Origin of the sequence: Defluviimonas aquaemixtae (assembly GCF_900302475.1) — a bacterium.
GTDB classification, from domain to species: Bacteria; Pseudomonadota; Alphaproteobacteria; order Rhodobacterales; family Rhodobacteraceae; genus Albidovulum; species Albidovulum aquaemixtae.
Genome location: NZ_OMOQ01000001.1, coordinates 259,290 through 274,276, shown reverse-complemented (window position 1 = coordinate 274,276; position 14,987 = coordinate 259,290). Strand labels below are relative to the sequence as shown.

Here is a 14,987-nt window from a genome sequence, read left to right as displayed (position 1 = left end):
TTGGTTAGCGCTTGTAACGATTGAGCTGGAAAGGCATTGCCGCGATGACTGCGGGCAGGCGCTTGCCGCGCACTTCGCCGTAGACCGTCCGGTCTTCGGTCATGTCGGACGGCAGATAGGCCATCGCCATCGGTGCCTCGATCGTTGGCCCGTAGCCGCCCGATGTGATCGTGCCGATGGGCTCGCCGCCCTCCGCGCCGGCAAAGACTTCGGTGCCCTCCCGCATCGGCGCGCGGCCCTCCGGGCGCAGCCCCACGCGGCGGCGCGACGGCCCATCGGCCATTTCTTTCAGGATGCGCGCCGCGCCGGGAAAACCGCCCTCCCGCGCGCCGCCTGCGCGCCGCGCCTTCTGGATCGCCCAGGCAAGGTTGCCTTCCACCGGCGAGGTCGTCTCGTCGATGTCATGGCCATAAAGGCACATCCCGGCTTCAAGCCGCAGCGAGTCGCGCGCGCCAAGCCCGACTGGCGCGACTTCGTTCATGTCTACGAGCGTGCGGACGAAAGTTTCGGCGAACCTGTTGGGAACCGAAATCTCGAAACCATCCTCGCCGGTGTAGCCAGACCGCGAAATCCACAACTCCGCAGTATCCCAATGGCGGATACCTGCGTCCATGAAGCGCATCTCGACCACGTCCGGCACGAGCCGCGCGAGCGCTTTCTCGGCATCCGGCCCCTGCAGCGCGACCAGCGCCCTGTCTTCGACCATGCCGATATCGCATTCATCGCCGAGTTGCGCCTTAAGGTGCACGAGATCCGCCTCCTTGCGGGCGGCGTTGACGACAAGCAAAAGGTGATCTCCGCGATTGGCGACCATCAGGTCGTCGAGAATGCCGCCCCGCTCGTTCGTGAAAAGTGCGTAGCGCTGGCGGCCTTCGTGAAGGCCCAGGACATCGACAGGCACCAACTTTTCGAGTGCCAGCGCTGCGTCCTCGACACGTCCGGACCGCGCAGTCAGAAGAATTTGCCCCATATGGCTTACGTCGAATAGCCCGGCATGTTTGCGCGTGAAGAGATGCTCCTTCATTACGCCCATTGGGTACTGCACAGGCATCTCGTATCCCGCGAAGGGCACCATCTTGCCACCCAGCTCGACGTGAAGATCGTATAGAACCGTACGTTTCAGGTCGGCCATGCCGTCCTCCATCATTACGCCGGTTCATGCTGTCCGGCATCGCACCGAGCGGTCAAGACCACTCAAACCGATGCCCCCTCTGTCCTTCCGCCTGAGATCGCTATCCCTTCGGCGCCCCGGATCTAGTTCGGGGTCTCTCCAGAGTTCCACTGCCAAGCCGGTCCTTGCGCCTGAGAGTTTACCGGGGCGGTTGCTCCTTCGGCACCGGCGAGGTTGTGACCCGCCGGATTCTCCCGGACCTGACCGGGTTTGGTTACCCGATCGGGACCTCCGCTGGCAAGAGGGTATACGACGGGATACGGAGCCTGCACCGCTTCCGTCCCCTTGCGCTGGGACGCCAGCTCGGCCACACATGCCGCATGGCCGATCCACGGCATCCCGCTTTTTTCGGATACGGCTCGCTCGTGAACCGGGCGACCCATGACTACGCGCCGGGGGAACCGGCGCTGCTCAGGGGTTGGCGCCGCACATGGCGGCATACCAGGCTCCGCCCCTGGCCTTATCTTTCGGCAGAGCCCGCGGAAAGCGAAATCGAGGGCCTCGTCGCCGCAGTGCCCGGTGACGACTGGGCGCTGCTCGACCAGCGCGAGGCGGCCTATCGCCGCCATACGCTCGCGCACGAACACATCACCTCTTCGCCGGGCTGGGCCGACCGGGTCGAGATCTATGCGGTGGACGAAGTCAACGCGGCCAAAGCCGCCGTGCATCCGATCCTGCTCAGCTATCTCGACACCGTCGTTCAAGGCTTCCTGCGGGAATTCGGCGAAGCCGGCGTCGCCCGGTTCTTCGCGACGACGACAAGCTGGACCGCGCTCCTCGACGACCGCGAAGAGCCGATCTATTCCCGGCACCAGCGAGCGACAGCGAGCGAGCGGGCCTTGACGGACGGCCATGCCGAGGCGCTGGGTCTTGCGCGGCGCCGCGGCTGAAGCGCACAGGAATTCTCGCCCTTCGCGTCCGACTTGCGATAGCCTGCATCTGACCGGACTCGAATGACGCAAGCGATGCACTCAATGCAGCAGAAGAAGCACGACCTGTTCCGCGCGCTCCACCACTCGAACGTCGCGTTCATCATGCCGAACGCCTGGGACGCAGGAACGGCACGCATTCTCGCCTCGATCGGCTTTTCCGCGATTGCCACAACAAGCGCGGGATACGCGTTCGCGACCGGCCGCCGGGATTCCGAAGGCGGATTGACCCGGGCCGAAATCCTCGACAACGCCGAAGCCATCGCCAAGGCCACCGACCTTCCCGTTTCCGCCGATCTAGAGGACGGATTCGGCGCGCGGCCCCAAGACTGTGCGGTGACGATCCGGCAAGCTGTCGCGCGAGGGCTCGTCGGCGGTTCGATCGAAGATGCCACGGGCGACGCCGACCGTCCGATCAGAGAGTTCGGCGCCGCCGTCGCATGCGTCGCCGCGGCGGCCGAGGCGGCGCGGGACCAGCGTTTCGTCCTGACCGCGCGCGCCGAGAACTTCATCTGCGGAAATCCCGATCTGAAGGACACGGTAAAGCGGCTTCAAGCCTTCTCCGAGGCCGGCGCGGATGTCCTCTATGCGCCCGGTCTGCCGGATATCGACGCGATCCGGACCGTCTGCCGGGAACTCGACAAGCCGGTCAACGTCCTCATGGGGCTGCAGGGCAAGCGCTACTCGGTCGCGGAACTGTCGGAAGCGGGCGTGAAACGGATCAGCATCGGCGGCTCGTTCGCCCGCGCGGCGCTTGGCGCGGTCATCCGCGCCGCACGCGAGGTATTTGAGGACGGAACATTCGACTACGCGGCCGATGCAGTGCCCGACGCCACCATCCGGGCCCTGATGTCCAGCGAGAGGCCGGAGCATCGGCGGTAGCCCGCGACCGCCTCTTCAGCCGTTCGCCCGCACCTTCTGAAGCAACGGCATCAGTTCCGCCATCTCGGGTCCTTGCGCCTGTCCCGTCAGCGCAAGCCGGAGCGGCATGAAGAGGCCCTTGCCCTTCCGCCCAGTCTTTTCCTTCACCGCCTGCGTCCAGGCACCCCAGGTCGCATCGGTAAAGGGCGGCTCTGACAAGAGAGCCATCGCGTCGCGCACGAACTCGGCATCTTCCGGAGCGACGACCGGCTCCGCACCGTCCCGGCAGACTTCCCACCAGTGGCCGAGATCGTCGAGCGTCGTTATGTTCTGCGAGGCCACCTGCCAGAACCGTTCGGCCATTTCAGTCGGCACTCCAAGCGCGGCGACCCGCTCCCTCACAGCCTCGAACGGCAGCGCCTGATTGCGCGCGCGGGTCAGCGGCCAAAGGTCCTCGGCATCGAACTTCGTCGGGGCGGAGCCGAACTGGCCGATCTCGAAACCCTCGGCGATCTCGTCGAGCGACATCTTCAACTCCACCGGCTGCGAGGAGCCGAGGCGCGCCATTAGGCTCAAGAGCGCCTCCTTGGCAACGCCTTTCGCGCGCAGGTCGCGCAAAGACAGCGTGCCCAACCGCTTCGACAGCCCCTCGCCCTGCGGGCCGGTCAAGAGCGAGTGATGCGCGAATGCAGGCGGCGGGCCGCCGATGGCGTTCATGATCTGGATCTGGGTCGCGGTGTTCGTCACATGGTCCGATCCGCGAACGACATGCGTGATCCCCATGTCGATGTCGTCGACCGAGGAGGCGAAAGTGTAAAGCACCTGCCCGTCCGCACGGATCAAGACCGGGTCCGATACCGAGGCCGAGTCGATCGATACGTCGCCCAGAATGCCGTCTGTCCACTCGGTGCGCTCCTGGTCCAGTTTAAAGCGCCAGTAGCCATCGCGCCCGGCTCTCAGCTTCTCCTTCTCCGCCTCCGACAAAGCAAGCCCGGCACGATCATAGACCGGCGGGCGACCCATGTTCAGAAGCTTCTTGCGCTTCAGGTCCAGCTCCGTTGGCGTCTCGAAGACCTCGTAGAGATGCCCCGATCCGCGCAGCTTGTCTGCGACCTCGCCGTAGCGGCCGAGCCGATCCGATTGCCGCTCGATCCGGTCCCAATGGAGCCCGAGCCAGTCGAGGTCCTCCTTGATCCCGTCGACGTATTCCTGCTTCGAGCGTTCCTTGTCAGTGTCGTCGAGCCGCAGGATGAACGTGCCGCCGGCCTTGCGGGCGATCAGGTAGTTCATCAACGCGGTGCGCAGGTTGCCCACGTGGATGTAGCCAGTGGGCGACGGGGCAAAACGGGTCACGGTCATCGGAAATCTCCTGTCGGGCCCCCTCTTTCACAGGACGCACATTTTGTCCATATGGGGGTGGCAAGGAGACCCGTATGAACGACTGGCTGGGGCGCGCCGCGCCCGATCTCGAAACGATCGAACGCATGGCGCGGGCAACGATCGAAGACCTGCCTCCCCAGTTCGCGGCAGCGGCCCGCGCAGTCCTGCTGCGCATCGAGGACTTCGCGCCGGAGGAGGTACTCGATGACATGAACATCGAGAACGCTTTCGAATTGACCGGACTCTACGACGGCATTCCGCTCACCGAAAAATCGGTGATGGATGTCGCGGACCGGCCGGATACGATCTGGCTGTTCCGCCGCCCGATCCTCGACGAATGGGCGGAACGCGGCGAAGTCACGCTCGGCCAGCTCGTCGCACACGTGACTATCCACGAACTCGCCCACCATTTCGGCTGGACCGACGAGCAAATCGCCGAGATCGACCGCTGGTGGGAGTGAAGGCCCAAGGGCTCAAAGCCGCCTGCCGCCCCTTGTCCGGGCTAGGCTTTCCGGTCAGGGTCGGGCCATCGCCGGAGAAGCCATGACCCCGATCCTAACCGTCACGCTCAACCCCGCGCTCGATCTTGCGACTTCGACCGAACGCGTCCGTCCCGGTCCGAAGCTGCGCTGCGATGTGCCGCGCATCGATCCGGGCGGCGGGGGGATCAACGTTAGTCGCGTCATCGCGCGCCTCGGCGGCGACAGCCTCGCCTTCGTGGCGCTCGGCGGTGCGACGGGCAAACGGCTGGCGCATGCGCTTGCGCGCGAAGGCGTCCGGACCCGCACCCACGCCGCCCCCGGTGAAACGCGGGAAAGCCTGTCGGTCACCGACCGCGAGACGGGTGGACAATACCGCTTCGTGCTCCCCGGTTCGACCTGGTCCGAAGCTGAGGGCGCAGCGGCTATCTCCGCCGTCGTTGACGCTGCGTCGACGGATTCGCTCGTCGTCATGTCCGGCAGTCTCCCGCCCGGCCTGTCGCACGATGCTCCCGCGCGATTGTCGCGCGCGCTTGCGCCAAACGGCGGACGACTTATCCTCGACACGTCGGGCCCCACGCTCGATCAGGCCGCTCGACCCGAAGCGCCGGTCCATGTGTTGCGCATGGACGAGGCAGAGGCCGAAGTTCTGGCGGGCACTCCGCTTAAGTCACGCAGGGACAGCGCGGACTTCGCGCAGAGCCTCGTCCGACAGGGCGCGGCGCGAATTGTGATCGTTGCGCGCGGCGCCGACGGATCGGTGCTGGCGACAGCCGGCAAGCGGCTCTTTGCCCGTGCGGCGGAGGTTCCCGTCTCGAGCAAGGTCGGCGCGGGCGACAGCTTCGTCGCCGCGTTCACGCTGGCGCTTGCGCTGGACCGGCCGCTGGACCGCGCGCTGCAGGAGGCCATGGCCGCGGCGAGCGCTGCCGTCATGACCGAAGCGACGGAGTTGTGCCGCCCTGGTGACGTAAAACGGCTGGTGGAGTTCTGCACGGTCACACAGGTCTGACCGCCGCTCCGCAGACTTGACGAAATGCTCACCATCAATCAGACGGCCCGGACAAAACATCGCCCGTCGCAGTGACGTCCGTGCCTTCGGACAGGGCACTATCGTCCTAGACGCCAATGCCGCTTTTCAGGTCGGCTCAACCTCCCAGTGCCGCCCGAGATCGTCGAGCCCGGCGCGGATCAGCCGATTCAATACCGCTTCGTCGATATCGGCCAGCTTATTGACATAGAGGCAGGACTTGCCGATCCGGTGTTTGCCCAAATCCTTCAGAATGTGCCCAAAATCGGCGTAGCCCGGCATGATGTAGATGCTGATTGCCGCCTTCCTCGGCGAAAAGCCAGTAGCGAGGAAATCGCCTTCCCTGCCGCTTTCGTACCGGTAGTGGTAACGCCCGTAGCCGATCATCGAAGGTCCCCACATCACCGGCCGGAATCCCGTCACCTCGCGGAACAGGGCGTCAAGTCGTGCGGCCTCCTCGCGGCGGCGCGGAGGTTCCAATGCGCCGATGAAGTCTGTCACCGGGACGGCGGTGGGAACGGTCTTATTGGACATGCGGTCATACTGCGCCAGCGCGCAGACTCTGTCCATAACTGCCAACAGATGCGATGGAATCGTGCGGTCGCGACAACGGGCGGGTTTGGTGGCGAGGGGGAGACTTGAACTCCCGACCTCGCGATTATGAGTCGCGCGCTCTAACCAGCTGAGCTACCTCGCCACATGCGGCGCGTAGGTATGCCAGCGCCTAGCCCCCGTCAAGGCAGAATCTCAGGCTGCGGGCTTACAGGCTGTAATAGCCGCGATACCAGTCGACAAAGGCGCCCATACCGTCGCGGATGCTGGTCTCGGGGCTGTAATCGGTCAGCCGCCGGAGGAGCGCATTGTCGGCCCAGGTCGCGGGCACGTCGCCCTTCTGCATCCCCATCAGGTTCCGCCTGGCGGTTTTGCCGGTCGCGGCCTCGATTGCGGCGATGAAGTCGCCCAGCGCGACCTTCTCGCCGTTGCCGATGTTGACCACGCGCCAGGGTGCGACAGGCGAGAGGCTGTCGCCCTCGGCGATGTCACCCTGTAACGAAGGCCGTTCGGGCACGGCGTCGATCAGCAACCGGATCGCGCGGACGAGATCGGTCACGTAGGTAAAGTCGCGGTACATGTTGCCGTGACCGTAGACGTCGATCGTCTCGCCCGCGAGGATCGCCTTGGTGAACTTGAAGGGCGCCATGTCGGGACGGCCCCATGGGCCATAGACCGTGAAGAACCGGAAGCAGGTCGTGGGGATCGACCAGAGATGTGCGTAAGCGTGGCTGAGCGCCTCCGTCGCCTTTTTCGTCGCGGCGTAAAGCGAAACCTGGGTGTCGGCCTTGTCGGTCTCGCGATAGGGCATTTCGGTGTTCGCGCCGAAGACCGATGAGGTCGAGGCAAGAAGAAGGTGCCTCAGCCCGAGCTCGCGCGCAGTCTCCATAACATTGAACGTGCCGTCGATATTCGAGGAGAGGTAGCTTCTCGGCGCCTCGAGACTGTAGCGCACCCCGGCCTGCGCGGCGAGATGCACGATCACGTCGGGCCGGAAGCGGGCGATGTCCGCATGGAGGGTGTCGTGATCCTCGAGCATGCATTCGGTGAAGGTGAAACCTGGCTTCTGGTTGAGAACCGAAAGCCGACCCCGTTTCAGCGCAACGTCGTAGTAGTCCGTCATCCCGTCCATGCCGTGGACGACGATGCCTTCCTCGATCAGGAGCTGCGCAAGGTGGAAGCCGATGAAACCAGCCGCACCAGTGATGTAGACCCGCATGTACCCTCCCTGCCTGAGCGCCCGGGCGATGCTTAGCCCGTCCGACCCGCCGGGCCAAGCCCGGCATCGCCAAACTGCGCTCGGCAGGCTAGGGATTGGGGCGAAAGGAGCGACCCGCCGATGCAGACGGACATACCCCTGACCCGCGATCTCGTACTCATCGGCGGCGGGCATACCCATGCGCTGATACTGCGCAGGTGGGGGATGCAGCCCCTGCCCGGCGTCCGGCTGACACTGATCAACCCCGAACCGACGGCGGCCTATTCGGGCATGCTGCCGGGCTTCGTTGCCGGACACTATGCGCGCGAGGAGTTGCAGATCGACCTCGTCAGGCTCGCGCGGTTCGCGGGCGCGCGGCTGATCTTCGGCCGGGCGACAGGGATCGACCGCGCCGATAAGCACGTCCAGGTGCCAGGGCGCGCGACTATCGGCTACGACGTCGCGTCGATCGATATCGGAATCTCCTCGACAATGCCGTACATGCCGGGCTTCGCGGACCATGCGATGCCCGCCAAGCCGCTCGACGCCTTCGCCGATCGCTGGGACACCTTCGCGGCGTCTCGCGCCGCGTCGGGCGGGCGGGCCGCGATCGCCGTGATCGGAGCCGGCGTGGCGGGAGTGGAACTTGCACTGGCCATGCGTCACCGGCTGGGTGCGCGCGCCGAGATCACGGTGATCGAGGAAGGCCGCGCCCTGACCCTCGTCGGCACGGGAGCGCGGCGGGCGCTTCTGTCTCATCTCAAACGCGCGGGGATCGGGCTGGTGGAAAACGCACCTGCAGAGTCAGTGGAGGCGGACGGCGTGTGGCTGGCCGACGGGCGGAAGATTGCATCGGACTTCACGCTAGGTGCTGCGGCGGCACGGGCGCAGGGCTGGCTCGGGCGGACGGGGCTCGCGCTCGAGGACGGGTTCGTTCGGGTCGGACCAACGCTTCAGAGCGTCACCGACCCCGAGATATTCGCGGTGGGTGACATCGCCCATCTCGATGCCGCGCCGCGGCCGAAGGCAGGCGTTTTCGCGGTGCGGCAGGCCCCCGTTCTCCTGCACAATCTGGAGGTCGCGCTGACGGAGACCGGTCGGATGCGACGTTACCACCCGCAACGCGACTACCTGAAACTCATCTCGACGGGTTTCAAGGGCGCGGTCGCCGACAAATGGGGTCTTCCGCTCGACGGCGCATGGCTCTGGCGCTGGAAGGACCGGATCGACCGGAAGTTCATGGCGAAGCTCCGCGACCTGCCTCCAATGACGCGACCTGAGCTTCCCGCTCGGATTGCAGCAGGTGTCCGCGGCGAGCTGCAGGGCGGTAAGCCCCTCTGCGGCGGCTGCGGCTCCAAGGTGGGTCAAGCGGATCTTCGCGAGGCGTTGGCCAAACTTGCTCCGACGGCGCGGCCAGATGTCCTGTCCGGCCCGGGCGACGATGCGGCCATTCTCGCCCACGGCAAGGGTCATCAGGTGATCACCACTGATCACCTGCGCGCGTTCACCGAAGATCCCTGGCTATTCGCCACAATCGCGGCTGTTCACGCGATGGGGGACGTCTGGTCGATGGGTGCGCGGCCGCAAGCGGCGCTCGCGCAGGTCATCCTGCCCCGGATGTCACCCCGGCTTCAGACGCGCACGCTGGCGGAGGTCATGGAGGCCGCGTCCCGCGTCTTCACGGCCGAGGGCGCCGACATCGTGGGTGGCCATACGAGCGTCGGAGCAGAACTCAACCTGGGCTTCACGGTCACGGGGTTGGCCGCTCAGCAGCCGGTCCCGCAGTCGGGCGCCCGACCCGGCGACTGGCTGATCCTGACAAAGCCCCTCGGAACCGGCGTGATCCTCGCCGCGGAGATGGCGCGCGCGGCGCCGGGCGGCGTCGTGACTGGCGCGCTCGCCTCAATGGCGCGGCCGCAGGGCGCAGCGGCCCGGCTACTTGCACCTCAGGCGCACGCGATGACGGACGTCACGGGGTTCGGCCTGGCGGGCCACCTTTTTCCGATTCTCGATGCCTCGGGCACAGGCGCGCGCCTTTCGCTTCAGCACATCCCGGTTCTGCCTGGAGCGATGGCGCTCTCCGCGGACGGGCATCACTCGACGCTTCTTCCAGCAAACCGCGCGGTGATGGAACGGATGTTCGCGGCTGAGGGGCCGCGCTCCGATCTCCTCTTCGATCCGCAGACTGCAGGCGGCCTTCTCGCCGCGGTGCCATCCGAGGTCGCGCTCGATGTCGTCCGCCAGCTGCACGACATCGGCGAGACTGCAGCCGTAATCGGCGAGGTAGTGGAGGGACCGCCCTACGTAACCGTCGAGGACTGATCCGCGAGCGGGCATCAGACGGGTGAAGGAATTAGACCGCCGCAGGCTTGAGTGTGCCGATTTCCGCCTCGATCTGCGCGGCCAGTCGGTCTAGCCCCTCCGGCGTGAGGCTGTCTGTCGTCACCACCCGCTCGGTCGCAGGCGTCGCGCGGGCGCGGTGCTTATCGTAGCGCGGATCGTAGTGCGCCTCCATCAGCCCATCGGCAAGGCGCACGAAATCACCGGCCTCGGCGGCAGCGAGCCAGGTCTCGATCCGTTCGGCGGAGTGCTGAGATCGAAGGCAGGACACGATCTCGGCGAGCCGGGACTTGTCGCAGGTCAAATCGGCATAGGCCCGCGCAAGGTAGCGGGCGCGCTCCGGGCGGGGTGCGGCGATACGGATGCGCGGCGCAGCGCGCATCGCCACCCAGAGCTGCTTGGGCAGTGCGATGTCGCCCACGCGCGAACTTTCTGCCTCAACCACGACGGGACGCCCTTGATCGAGACTCGCGAACGCAAGCGCCAGCCTGGACTCGAACGCCTTTTGGGGCGGCTGACCGCCGGGCCGTTCGCCGAAAAGCGAACCGCGGTGATTGGCGAGGCCTTCGAGGTCGACTGTCTGCACGCCGCGCCGGGCAAGAAGCGCCAGAAGCTCGGTTTTGGCCGAGCCGGTATTGCCGTCGAGCACGATGGCGGGCGACGGCACCGGCTCGTTCTGAAGCGCCGCCACCACCAGCCGACGCCATGATTTGTAGCCGCCTTCCAAAAGCTCCACGCGCCATCCAACTGACGCAAGAATGGTCGCGAAGGAGCTCGACCGCTGCCCGCCACGCCAGCAATAGATAAGCGGGCGCCAGCCACCCGGCTTGTCCGCGAGAGGCCCCTCGAGATGGCGCGCCGCGTTCCGGGCGACGAGTGCTGCGCCGATCTTCCGGGCAAGAAAGGACGACTGCTGCGTGTAAATGGTCCCGACGCGCGCCCGCTCGGCATCATCCAGCACGGGCAGGTTGATCGCGCCCGGCAGGTGGTCCTCGGCGAACTCGGCAGGCGAGCGCACGTCGATCACGTCGTCGAATTCCAACGCGGCGATCTGCCGGACAGAGGTAAGCGTAAGCGCCATGCGTTTCTCTTAACCCGGCTGCGCGCGGGCCGGAAGGTCCGGGCACAACAGCGGGCCGGCCGTGCTCAGTAGACCATGACCGGCGCGCCGAGTTCCACCCGTTCGAAAAGATCGATCACGTGGTCGTTGACCATGCGCAAGCATCCGTTCGAAATCGAGCGGCCGATGGAGTTCGGCTCGGTCGTGCCGTGGATCCGGACCGCCGTGTCGCGGCCGTTCTCGTAGAGATAGATTGCACGCGCGCCCAAGGGGTTGTCCGGTCCGCCCGGCACGCCTTCAGCGTATTTCTCATAGGCCTCGGGATCGCGCTCGATCATTTCGGGCGTGGGCTTCCAGCTTGGCCATTCGACCTTCTTTCCGATAACGGCCTGCCCGCGATAGACAAGCTCGGCCCTGCCGACGGCGACGCCATAGCGGATCGCGATGCCCTTCCTCGCGATGTAATAGAGGTAATGCTGCGAGGACAGCACATGGATCGAGCCCGGCACGAAGCTGCGCTTGACCTGGACCACGGTCGGGTAAAGTTCCGGCGCGATCGACACGCCCGCAATCGGCCCCTCGGGGATTTGCAGCTCTTGCTTGATCACTTCCTCGAACAAGAACGCATCCGCCCTGCGGCCCGAAAGGCCAAGGGCTGCTGTCGCGATCGCGGCGGTCGCAAATCTACGGCGGTCGAGCATCGCCTCCTCCATCGCTAACTGTCGCGGTGCGAGCGGAACCTTTCCGGGAAGCCGTCAACATACCGGACATCGGTCCGTGATTCCTTAATATTATGTCGCGGACCTGACGAAAATACGCCCCGTTCGGTTCATTTTTCCACCAGTGTGGCTCTCGGTTGAGCCAAATCAAGGACAGTGTGCGCCAGGTTTCGTCAGATCGCGCACAAGGAACGCGCCATGCCACAGATCGTATTCAGAACCGTCGGCCTGACCAAGGTCTACGATACCGGGAAGGTCAAGGTTCACGCCCTGGCCGGCGTAGATCTCGATTTGTACGAGAGCGAGCTTACGGTGCTTCTCGGCCCGTCCGGTTCCGGCAAATCCACGCTCCTGAACATCCTCGGCGGGCTCGACGCTGCATCCTCGGGCCATGTCTGGTTTCGTGACACGGAGCTGACGGGGATGGGGGACCGCGCGCTCACCGCCTATCGGCGCGATCACGTGGGGTTCGTCTTCCAGTTCTACAACCTCGTCGCCTCTCTCACCGCGCGCGAGAATGTGCAGCTCGTCACCGATGTGTCGCGAAATCCCATGCGGCCGGCCGAGGCGCTGGCGCTCGTCGGGCTGGAGCCGCGGCTCGATCACTTTCCGGCGGAGCTTTCAGGCGGGGAACAACAACGCGTGGCCATCGCACGCGCCATCGCCAAACGGCCCGACGTGCTCCTCTGCGACGAACCCACCGGCGCCCTCGACAGTAAGACCGGAGTGCAGGTTCTGGAGGCGCTGAAGACAGTCAACGAACAGCTCGGCACGGCCACCGTTGTGATCACGCACAATGCGATGATCCGCAAGATGGCCCACCGCGTCCTGCGCTTTCAGGATGGCCGCATCGGCGCAGTCGAAACGAACGAGACCCTTCTGGCGCCGTCGGAGATCGAATGGTGATGCGCGCGCTCGACCGGAAACTCCTGCGCGATTTCGTCCGCCTCTGGGCGCAGGCACTGGCGATCGCGCTCGTGCTTGCCTGCGGAGTGGCGGCGCTCCTGATGTCGTTCGGCATGTATCAGGCGCTGGGGGACAGCCGCGATGCCTATTACGAACGCAACCGCTTCGCCGATCTTTGGGCACCGGCCCGCCGCGCACCCGGTTCGCTTCTGCACGAGATCGCGGCGGTTCCCGGTGTCCGCGCGGCCGAAGCGCGGACCGAAGGGCTCGTGACGCTTGACCTGCCGGGCCGTGACGACACCGCTGTCGGCCAGATCGTTTCTCTGCCCGCCTCGGGCGAACCGCTGCTGAACGTGCCGATCCTGCGCGCCGGGCGCCTTCCCGACCCCGATGCCAATGGCGAAGTCGCGGTGAACGAACCCTTCGCCCTGTCGAACGGCTACCGGCCGGGCGACCGGTTCTTCGCCAACCTGAACGGCACGCGGCGCGAGCTGACGATCACAGGAACGCTCTTATCGCCCGAGTTTATCTACGCGCTCGGCCCGGGCGCGCTGATGCCGGACAAGGAAGGGTTCGCGATCATCTGGATGCCCGAACGCGCCGTTCAGGCCGCCTTCGACATGTCGGGCGCGTTCAACAGCGCGACCATTGGCCTCTACGCCGGCGCGAACGAGGCGGAGGTGATCGATCGCATTGACGCGCTTCTGGAAGCCTATGGCGGGACCGGCGCCTACGGGCGCGACCGCCAGATCTCGGACAGCTTTGTGACCTCCGAACTCTCTCAGCTCTGGACCATGACCATCGTGCTTCCGCCGATCTTCTTCGGTGTTGCGGCATTTCTCGTGAACATGGTCCTTGGCCGGATCGTCGCGCTGGAACGTGCGGAGATCGGGCTTCTGAAGGCACTCGGCTATTCGAACGCCGCGATCGCGATGCATTACCTGCTGCTCGCTGGATTGACCGCGAGCGTCGGCATTCTGATCGGCTGGGCTGCAGGGGCCTGGCTCGCCCATGGGCTTGCGAGAATCTACGCGGATTTCTTCTCGTTTCCGTATCTGATTTTCCGCGGCACATGGACGGTCTATGCCGTCGCGGGCCTGATCGGGCTCGCCTCGGCGGCATTCGGGGCGCTCAGGGTCGCGCTCACCGCCGCGCGGCTGCCGCCCGCGGTCGCTATGCAGCCGCCCGCTCCGGCGCGATTCCGGCGCGGCCTCACCGACCGGATCATGGAAAGCCTGAGGCTTTCCCAGCCCATGATGATGATCATGCGCTCCATTGCGCGCTGGCCGATCCGCGCGGCGGCGAGCGCGCTTGGAATCGCAATGGCCGTCGCCGTTCTCGCCGCGGCGAACTTCTTCGATGATGCGCTGAACAAAATGCTCGACACGACGTTCAGCCTCGCCAACCGGCAGGATGCCGTTCTGATGTTCACCGATGACCTGCCAGAGATTGCAATCGACGAACTCCGCACCCTTCCCGGGGCGATGCAGATCGAAGGTCAGTTGAACGAACCGGTTGTACTGCGTAATGGCCACCTGTCGAAGCATGTGGGCCTCGAGGCGCGCCGGCCCGACACGGACCTTTCCCGCGTTGTCGGCGGCGCGGGCCGCGTCATGGCCGCGCCACCCGGCGGGCTCGTGCTCGCGGACCGCCTGGCGGAGAATCTCGACCTGTCGATTGGCGATCCGGTGGAGATCGACTTCCTGTCGGGCCGCCGCGAAACGCTGTCTTTGCCTCTGCACGGCACGATCTCACAATATGTCGGCCTAGGGGCCTATGTGGATTTCGAAACGCTGAACCTCGCCCTCCGCCAAGCGCCACGCGTTTCGGTTGCCAACGTGACGCTCGATGAAAACCGGCGCGCCGAGTTCCACCGGGCGCTGAAGGACATGCCAGCCCTGGCGGGGACAGCCATGCTGACCGACATGCGCCGGTCGTTCGAAAACACGATTCAGGAAAATATCAACATCACAGCAACCGTGTATGTCGTGATCGCCGTCCTGATCACGGTGGGCGTGACCTATAACGGCGCGCGGATTCAGCTGTCCGAACGCGCCCGAGAACTGGCAAGCCTGCGGATTCTCGGCTTTTCGAGAGGCGAAGTGTCCTTCATCCTCGTCGGCGAGGCGATGCTGCTTGCGGTCCTCGCCCAACCCTTCGGCTGGCTTGCGGGAATGGGCATCGCCTGGGCCTTTACACAAGGGATCGACAGCGATCTTTACGCCATACCCTTCGAGATCCGCCCTGCAACATTCGCTCGTGCGAGCCTCATCGTACTTCTCACGGCCCTGGCCGCCGCGCTGGTAGTGCGCCGCCGCATCGACCGGCTTGACCTCGTCGCCGTTATGAAAACACGGGAGTGAAA

13 protein-coding genes, 1 tRNA gene and 1 riboswitch are annotated in these 14,987 nt (G+C 65.5%); of the genes, 7 read left to right on the top strand and 7 right to left on the bottom strand.

Annotated features, from left to right (window positions below):
* Window positions 1-4: 4 nt before the first annotated feature.
* Complete coding sequence (gene gcvT, locus DEA8626_RS01495; protein WP_108851294.1) at window positions 5-1,132, bottom strand: glycine cleavage system aminomethyltransferase GcvT; 1,128 nt, start codon at window positions 1,130-1,132, stop codon at window positions 5-7.
* A 148-nt stretch (window positions 1,133-1,280) separates the two neighbouring features.
* A riboswitch (glycine riboswitch) is annotated at window positions 1,281-1,378 on the bottom strand.
* Here gcvT and DEA8626_RS01490 point away from each other — a divergent pair.
* Entirely contained in the window at window positions 1,348-2,061 is a 714-nt protein-coding gene (locus tag DEA8626_RS01490; protein ID WP_306418084.1) for a gamma-glutamylcyclotransferase family protein, read from the top strand. (Overlaps the previous riboswitch by 31 nt.)
* 84 nt (window positions 2,062-2,145) lie before the next feature.
* Window positions 2,146-2,982, top strand: a complete 837-nt coding sequence (locus DEA8626_RS01485) for an isocitrate lyase/PEP mutase family protein (protein ID WP_219929149.1) — start codon at window positions 2,146-2,148, stop codon at window positions 2,980-2,982.
* 15 nt (window positions 2,983-2,997) lie between these two features.
* On the opposite strand, the gene gltX is transcribed toward DEA8626_RS01485, so the two are convergent.
* Window positions 2,998-4,320 (bottom strand): glutamate--tRNA ligase, encoded by a 1,323-nt coding sequence (gene gltX / locus DEA8626_RS01480; protein ID WP_108851292.1) that lies wholly within the window; start codon window positions 4,318-4,320, stop codon window positions 2,998-3,000.
* A 74-nt stretch (window positions 4,321-4,394) separates the two neighbouring features.
* Between gltX and DEA8626_RS01475 the strand changes: the two genes are divergently transcribed.
* Together DEA8626_RS01475 and DEA8626_RS01470 are read left to right on the top strand one after the other, a co-directional pair.
* Entirely contained in the window at window positions 4,395-4,802 is a 408-nt protein-coding gene (locus DEA8626_RS01475; protein ID WP_108851291.1) for a metallopeptidase family protein, read from the top strand.
* A gap of 82 nt (window positions 4,803-4,884) precedes the next feature.
* Window positions 4,885-5,829 (top strand): 1-phosphofructokinase family hexose kinase, encoded by a 945-nt coding sequence (locus DEA8626_RS01470; protein ID WP_108851290.1) that lies wholly within the window; start codon window positions 4,885-4,887, stop codon window positions 5,827-5,829.
* A 126-nt stretch (window positions 5,830-5,955) separates the two neighbouring features.
* Here DEA8626_RS01470 and DEA8626_RS01465 read toward each other — a convergent pair whose 3' ends face one another.
* From DEA8626_RS01465 to DEA8626_RS01455, 3 genes are all read right to left on the bottom strand, one after another.
* Entirely contained in the window at window positions 5,956-6,381 is a 426-nt protein-coding gene (locus DEA8626_RS01465; protein WP_108853274.1) for a DUF1801 domain-containing protein, read from the bottom strand.
* Between the two features lie 86 nt (window positions 6,382-6,467).
* Window positions 6,468-6,544, bottom strand: a tRNA-Met gene (locus DEA8626_RS01460).
* Window positions 6,545-6,607: 63 nt separating this feature from the next.
* Window positions 6,608-7,618, bottom strand: a complete 1,011-nt coding sequence (locus tag DEA8626_RS01455; RefSeq protein WP_108851289.1) for an NAD-dependent epimerase/dehydratase family protein — start codon at window positions 7,616-7,618, stop codon at window positions 6,608-6,610.
* Between the two features lie 120 nt (window positions 7,619-7,738).
* On the opposite strand from DEA8626_RS01455, the gene selD reads away from it, so the two are divergent.
* Window positions 7,739-9,919, top strand: a complete 2,181-nt coding sequence (gene selD, locus DEA8626_RS01450) for a selenide, water dikinase SelD (RefSeq protein ID WP_108851288.1) — start codon at window positions 7,739-7,741, stop codon at window positions 9,917-9,919.
* A 31-nt stretch (window positions 9,920-9,950) separates the two neighbouring features.
* Here selD and mnmH read toward each other — a convergent pair whose 3' ends face one another.
* Window positions 9,951-11,018 carry a tRNA 2-selenouridine(34) synthase MnmH gene (mnmH, locus tag DEA8626_RS01445; RefSeq protein WP_108851287.1) on the bottom strand — a complete coding sequence of 356 codons (1,068 nt, stop codon included), beginning with the start codon at window positions 11,016-11,018 and terminating at the stop codon, window positions 9,951-9,953.
* Window positions 11,019-11,083: 65 nt separating this feature from the next.
* Complete coding sequence (locus tag DEA8626_RS01440; protein ID WP_108853273.1) at window positions 11,084-11,698, bottom strand: L,D-transpeptidase; 615 nt, start codon at window positions 11,696-11,698, stop codon at window positions 11,084-11,086.
* A 216-nt stretch (window positions 11,699-11,914) separates the two neighbouring features.
* Between DEA8626_RS01440 and DEA8626_RS01435 the strand changes: the two genes are divergently transcribed.
* Together DEA8626_RS01435 and DEA8626_RS01430 are read left to right on the top strand one after the other, a co-directional pair.
* Window positions 11,915-12,622 (top strand): ABC transporter ATP-binding protein, encoded by a 708-nt coding sequence (locus tag DEA8626_RS01435; RefSeq protein WP_108851286.1) that lies wholly within the window; start codon window positions 11,915-11,917, stop codon window positions 12,620-12,622.
* Window positions 12,616-14,985, top strand: a complete 2,370-nt coding sequence (locus DEA8626_RS01430; RefSeq protein ID WP_245890688.1) for an ABC transporter permease — start codon at window positions 12,616-12,618, stop codon at window positions 14,983-14,985. The genes DEA8626_RS01435 and DEA8626_RS01430 overlap by 7 nt, the downstream gene beginning before the upstream one ends.
* Window positions 14,986-14,987: the final 2 nt, after the last annotated feature.